Source organism: Mesorhizobium sp. M7A.F.Ca.CA.001.10.2.1 (assembly GCF_003998575.1).
Lineage (GTDB): Bacteria > Pseudomonadota > Alphaproteobacteria > Rhizobiales > Rhizobiaceae > Mesorhizobium.
This window is the reverse complement of record NZ_RZQY01001280.1, coordinates 1-573: the sequence shown is the minus strand read 5'-3', so window position 1 is coordinate 573 and position 573 is coordinate 1. Positions and strand designations below refer to the sequence as shown.

Sequence of the window (573 nt, the reverse complement as noted above, 5' to 3'; positions counted from 1 at the left end):
GTCAGTTGTTCGTCGGCCAGCCGCACCAACCGCGGCTTCATCGCGTCTTCGCCTGATACAAGCGTGCCGATCGGCGCGCCGATCCAGCGCAGCGTGCCGTCCGAGCCGAGCGCGATGTCGCCATTGGCGCAGGCGCCGAAGCGTTCGGCGCGCGATTCGAACTCGGCGGCCAGCGCCTTCTGGGCAGCGGTGCGCACCGCCTTGGCGTCTTCGCCGCCGGCGGTCTGGTCGGCGGTGAAGCGGAACCCTTGCAACTCGCCGACATGGTGGCCTTCGACAAGGACGGTTCCGGTAGGGCTAATTTCGGCTTCAGGCATGGTATTTTCTCTAAGGCGCCGCATGAGGACGGAAGTCCTGCGGTCTACGAAGCGTTTCGTCAACCGCTCATGCAGCGCATCCGACAATCTGTCTTCGATTTCGCGCGTCTTTTCCTGCCAGTGTGCCTGATCGGCCAGCCAGCCGGGCCGGTTCGACACGAATGTCCAGGTGCGGATCTGGGCTATGCGATGCGACAGCGTGTCAATGTCGCCCTCGGTGGTGTCGGCGCGGCGCACCTGCTCGGCCATGTAATTC

Annotated in this window: 1 pseudogene; it reads right to left on the bottom strand. The window is 64.6% G+C overall.

The annotated features are described in order from the left end of the window. Window positions 1-573: pseudogene (locus tag EN964_RS36635) on the bottom strand (helicase); the annotation flags it as partial.